Origin of the sequence: Streptomyces sp. NPDC060205, from assembly GCF_042728395.1 — a bacterium.
Classification (GTDB): Bacteria; Actinomycetota; Actinomycetes; order Streptomycetales; family Streptomycetaceae; genus Streptomyces.
In genome coordinates, this window is record NZ_JBHWZP010000497.1 from 1 (window position 1) to 5030 (window position 5030).

Annotated in this window: 5 protein-coding genes; 2 read left to right on the forward strand and 3 right to left on the reverse strand. The window is 71.6% G+C overall.

Annotated elements, in window-relative coordinates; genetic code table 11:
• Positions 1 to 96: 96 nt before the first annotated feature.
• Together ACFWGJ_RS41770 and ACFWGJ_RS41775 are read right to left on the reverse strand one after the other, a co-directional pair.
• A complete protein-coding gene (locus ACFWGJ_RS41770; protein WP_387334183.1) occupies positions 97 to 873 on the reverse strand; it encodes an ABC transporter permease in 777 nt (258 codons plus the stop codon).
• Positions 874 to 899: 26 nt separating this feature from the next.
• The gene (locus tag ACFWGJ_RS41775) at positions 900 to 1907 is read right to left on the reverse strand and encodes an ABC transporter substrate-binding protein (protein ID WP_387334184.1); all 1008 of its coding nucleotides are present in this window, start codon (positions 1905 to 1907) and stop codon (positions 900 to 902) included.
• A gap of 156 nt (positions 1908 to 2063) precedes the next feature.
• On the opposite strand from ACFWGJ_RS41775, the gene ACFWGJ_RS41780 reads away from it, so the two are divergent.
• Positions 2064 to 2621 carry a hypothetical protein gene (locus tag ACFWGJ_RS41780; RefSeq protein ID WP_387334185.1) on the forward strand — a complete coding sequence of 186 codons (558 nt, stop codon included), beginning with the start codon at positions 2064 to 2066 and terminating at the stop codon, positions 2619 to 2621.
• Between the two features lie 32 nt (positions 2622 to 2653).
• Complete coding sequence (locus ACFWGJ_RS41785; RefSeq protein WP_387334186.1) at positions 2654 to 4147, forward strand: hypothetical protein; 1494 nt, start codon at positions 2654 to 2656, stop codon at positions 4145 to 4147.
• 114 nt (positions 4148 to 4261) lie between these two features.
• On the opposite strand, the gene ACFWGJ_RS41790 is transcribed toward ACFWGJ_RS41785, so the two are convergent.
• Entirely contained in the window at positions 4262 to 4939 is a 678-nt protein-coding gene (locus ACFWGJ_RS41790) for an AIM24 family protein (RefSeq protein ID WP_387334187.1), read from the reverse strand.
• Positions 4940 to 5030 lie beyond the last annotated feature (91 nt).

Here is a 5030-nt window from a genome sequence, read left to right on the forward strand (position 1 = left end):
TTTTCAGCCTCTCCGGCGTTTGAGGAGCGGGGGTTCGGGGGCTGGCCCCCGAGTCGTTGACGGGAACGGGTAGGGGCGGCGGGGGCGCGAACACCCTCATCGCCCACCCCGATGTTCCGGCGTCCAAGGGAACAGCCGCCTCTCCCCCCACACCAGCGCACTGTTGATGACCAGCCCCAGGGCCCCCGCCCACACCACCCCCGCCAGCACATCCCGCGTACCGTCCGTCGCAAGCCCCGCCTGGGCGATGAAGATGCCGAGCCCTTCCCCGAACCCCGCCAGGATCTCCGTGGCGACGGCCAGGATGAGGGCGACGGCCGCGGAGATCCGCAGGCCGGCCGCGATGAAGGGCGCGGTGGCGGGGAGTTCGACGCGCAGGAGGACCGACAGCCGGCCGAAGCCGAACGCGCGCAGGGTGTCCTTGGCCAGCGCATCGGTCTCGCCGAGGCCGTAGACGGTGTTGAAGAGGAGCGGCCACACGGAGGCGTACGCGATGAGCGCGACCTTCGTCTCCGTGCCGGAACCCAGCAGCAGCGACACCAGCGGGATCAGCGCGACGGACGGCAGCGGGCGCAGGAACTCGACGACGGCGCGCACGGCCTCGTCGACGACGGGCACGCTGCCGAGGAGCAGGCCCAGCGGTACGGCGATGGCGCAGGCGAGACCCAGACCGAGGGCCCAGGCCCGCACGGTGGCCCCGATCCCCTCCAGGAAGAGCGGGTCGCCCGCCAGCTCCACCGCACGCGCCAGCACTTCGGAGACGGGTGGCAGGTAGTCGCGGCGTACCAGGCCCGCCCTGCCGACCGCCTCGCACACGCCGAGGGCGAGCAGCACGCCGAGCGCACCGAGCAGCAGTTCCCGCCGTCGCCTCACGCGTTCCGCCCCACCGCCGCCGCGCCTCACTCGACCAGCAACGTTCCCGGATCGATCCTCTTCTTCAACAGGCCCTGTTCCCTCATGAGTTCGGTGAGGCGGCGCAGCTGGGACGCGTCCGAGGTCACCGGATAGGCGGGCAGCCTGATCGACTCGGCCTGACCGGCGGTCACCTTGGTGTACTTGGGCAGTTCCTCACGGACGGCGTCCTGGTCCTGGGTGGCGAGCTGCGCCGCCGCGGCGATGGCCCGCTGGAAGGCCGCCGCGGTCTTCGGGTTCTCGGCGGCGTAGTCGCCGGTCGTGACGTATCCGCTGATCGGGACGGACTCCACGGGGGCGGAGCCGCCGTCGACGAGGACGCGGGCGTTCAGCTGCTTCTGGATGGCGCTGTTGAAGGGTTCGACGGCGTGCACGGCGTCGACCTGGCCCTTCTCCAGGGCGACTCCCATCTGGGGGAAGGCGATCTGCCGGTACTCGGGTCGGCCCGCGTTCTGTTGGGCGAGGATCGCGTTCAGGGTCAGCGACTGGATGTTGTTGAGGATGTTGACGGCGACCTTCTTGCCCTTGAGGTCGGCGACGCTGCGGATGTCCGAGTCCTCGGGCACGAGTACGTCCATCATGTGCGGGGCGACGCGGGCCCCTTCGGCGAGGATGCGCAGGTCCAGCGTGCCTTTCTCGTGGGCCTGGAGGAAGGTGACGTAGTTCGCGCTCGCGATCACGTCGACCTGGCCCTTGGAGAGGGCGGGCAGTGCCTGGATGGACTGCTGGACGGGCTGGATGCGTACGTCCAGGCCCTCCTTCTCGAACAGCCCCCGGTCCCGGGCGAGATAGAGGGGCGCGTCGTCCGCGAGGGGCAGCGCGGCGACGGTGACGCTCGACCGCTCCAGTCCTTTTCCGCCCCCGCCCCCGTCGGTGCCGGCGTCCGTGTCGTCGGAGTCGCCGCCGCACGCCACGACGGCCATCACCAGGGCGACCGCGAGGGCGATCAGCTTGCCCGTGCTTCCCGCACGGGAACGGTCTCGGGGCGTCGGCATGGGCGCATGATGACCTGCCGATTGACATGATCACTACACATCTTTGCGCCGTTCCCGGCTCGCGCGCCCCACGAGGACGCGGGTTGACGATCCGTTGACCTTCAACTTAGGTTTGCCTTACCTAAGTGGTTCTCGCCTCCGAAAGGCCAACTACCCATGAGATCCGCCCTGTTCTCCCGTGCTGCCCGTATCGCCGCCGTCGGAGCCACCACCGCCGCGCTGACGGTCGGGCTCGCCACCTCCGCCTCGGCCGCCACCGCGACGCGGTCCGTGACGGTGAGCGGTACGACGTACAACCTGTCGCTGACGGCCCCCGACGCCCTCTCGGCCGCCGGGCAGAACGTCACCGTCTCCGGCAGCGGCTACAACACGCTCCAGGGTGTCTACGTCGGTCTGTGTGTGATCCCCGAGGGTGTCGAGCCGGGCAACCCGTCGACGTACACCTCACGGCCGACCCCCTGCCTGGGCGGCGCCGACCAGTCCGGCACGACGGGCGCCTCGCACTGGGTGTCCAACCTCGGCGGCGGCACGGTCGCCAACAGCTCCACCTACGGCACCGGCGGCTCGTTCAGCGTGAGCGTGCACGTGAACCCGAACATCGCGGCCGGCACGGTCTGCGGCACGGACGTCGACTGCGCCATCGTGACGCGCGCCGACCACACCGGCAGCAGCAACCGCTCGTACGACGTCTACCTGCCGGTCAGCTTCTCGTGACCGCGCCCCTCGGAACCCGGGGGCGGAGCGAAGTGCTCCGCCCCCGGGCGGCGGGCGCCCTGGCCGGCGTCACGGCGGTGGTCCTCGCCGTCGTCGCGGTCGGCACGCCCGCCGCCGGCGCCGACGACCCGCCGGCGGCCGAGGGGTACGAGCGGACGGCCCGCCTCACGACCGTCGGCAAACCGCTCGACCTGCTGCTGCACCCCGAGTCCGGCAAGCTGTACGTCGGCTCCGACACCGTCGCCGGTACGCCGGACGGCAGTCTGGCCGGCGTCTACGCCGTCGACCCGGCGTCCGGCGCCGTGCTGAGCTGGGTGAAAACCTCTCCCGGCAGTACGGGCGCGCCCGCCCAGCTGCCGGGCAAACGGCTCGCCGGACCGCTGCCGGGCGACGGGGTGCACTACCTCGTCGGACTGCGCGGGATCGCGGCCGCCAGGGACGGGGACGCGTCGGGCAGCGGCGGCTGGCTCACCGGTACGTCGATCACGCAGGCCAGGTCCGGCGCGAAAGCCGGGACGGTGGTGATCGTGCGCGGGACGAAACTTGAGGAGGTCGCCGTCGGCGGGACGGCGGTGACCGTGGAGCGTTCCCTCACCCTGCCTGCCACCGGCGGCCCGCTCGCCGTGGACACCGCGGCCGGGCAGATCTGGGTGACGGACAACAGCAACGGCGTGCTGCGCAGGGTCGGTTCGGCCGACTTCACGCCGGACGGCAAGGAGATCGCGCTCGGCTCCGGGGCCGCGGTGTCGTTCCTGGAGTGGGACACCGGTCGCGGGGTGCTGTGGGCGGGGCGCGGCACCGTACTGGAGGCGTACGACATCGCCTCCGGGAAACTGGCCGCCTCCTTCGACGCGGAACCGGGCGACACCATCGCCGATGTGGCCGTGGACCCGCGCTCCGACCGGGCGTTCGCGGTGTGGCAGGACTGGGGCAATCCGCCGGAGGAGGGGGACGGCGTCGGCCGGCTCGCGGTGTACGACACCGCGACGCTCAAGGATCTCGACCTGGGCGCCGAACTGCCGGGTGTCAACGGCCAGTTGGGCAGTTCGTCCGTCGCCGTGGCCCCGGGCGGCGACACGGTGTTCGTCGCGAGCCCCTCGGACGCCTCGCTCACCGTGCTCAAGGCGCCGGAGCCGCCGACGCCCTCGCCGACACCGACCCCGACGGACCCCGAATCCCCGCCGCCGTCGCCCGATCCGTCACCCGGCGACACGGACCCCGCCCCGGACCCGAGCGACGAACCGACCGACCCGTCCGACGCGGGCACCACGGTTCCTGTCGACGGTCCCGCGGACGACGGGAACGCTGCGGGCGGCACGGTCGACAGCGGTGACACGACGGGCGGAACGGGTACGACCGGCGGCACGGTGAGCGGTGGCTCACTCGGCACCACCGGCGACGGCTCGCTCGCCTCGACCGGTTCCGACCTGCTCCTGCCCGCCGCCGCGGGCACCGCCGCCCTGCTCGCCGCCGGCACCGCCGCGATCCTGTGGCGCCGCCGGACGAACGGAAGGCTGGAGCCCTAGGCTCGGACAGGCCCTGGAGGGCAGGGGCGCGGTCCCCCGCCCTCCCCAGGGGCACGGGGAACCGCGCGACCAGCCCCCACCGGCCCGCGGACGAAGGCTGTCGGGGCGGCCGTGTCAGTGCTGCTGAGCCTTCTGCGGTGTGGCCTCGCTCGGCCTCACGACGACGAACCCCTCCCCCTGGAGCATCAGCTGCACGGCCTCGCCCGAGCCGCCGCGGATCATCGAGCCGATGGACTGCGAACGGTGCAGCGAGGTCTGGAGGCTGGCCGTCCAGCCGACCACCGCGTCCGTGTCGACGTACACCGGCCACTGCGGTGAGACCGGGATGACCAGCGGATTGCCCTCGCAGACCAGTCCGAGCCTGCCCTGTCCGGTGAAGACGCTGTTGAACAGTCCGCCGCCGGACATGCCCGCGCCCTTCACCGTCTTGATCTCGTACGTCAACGACGCGTCGAAGCACAGGATGTTGCGGCCGTTGACGGTGAAGACGTCACCGGGGTCGATGTCGATGATGAAGCAGTTCTGCGCCTCGTGCGCGAACCACGCCTCCCCCTGCCCGCGCACGGCCATGAGCGGCAGGCCCTCGCCGGTCATCGCACGCTTGAGCATGCCGCCGACGCCCTGCCCCTTGCGTTCGAACTGCAGACTGCCGCGGTAGGCGATCATCGCGCCCTGCCGGGCCAGCATCTCGCCGTTGACGGCGTATCTGATCGACTTGGCGTTCTGCACGCTCATGCCCGCGGTCGCGGCCGGCTGCACCATGTACTCGCTGGAAAACAGATCACCCTTCATCCCGGCATCCTGTCCCGCGGGGTGTCGGTTGCACCATCCCGCAACAGGAGAAAAGGCGCCGACGGAAGTATGCGCCCGCACGACGAAAGGC

Excerpts from the sequence above, each read along its gene's own strand:
- ACFWGJ_RS41775 (WP_387334184.1), bottom strand. The coding sequence starts at position 1,907 with ATGCCGACGCCCCGAGACCGTTCCCGTGCGGGAAGCACGGGCAAGCTG.
- ACFWGJ_RS41780 (WP_387334185.1), top strand. The coding sequence starts at position 2,064 with ATGAGATCCGCCCTGTTCTCCCGTGCTGCCCGTATCGCCGCCGTCGGA.
- ACFWGJ_RS41790 (WP_387334187.1), bottom strand. The coding sequence starts at position 4,939 with ATGAAGGGTGATCTGTTTTCCAGCGAGTACATGGTGCAGCCGGCCGCG.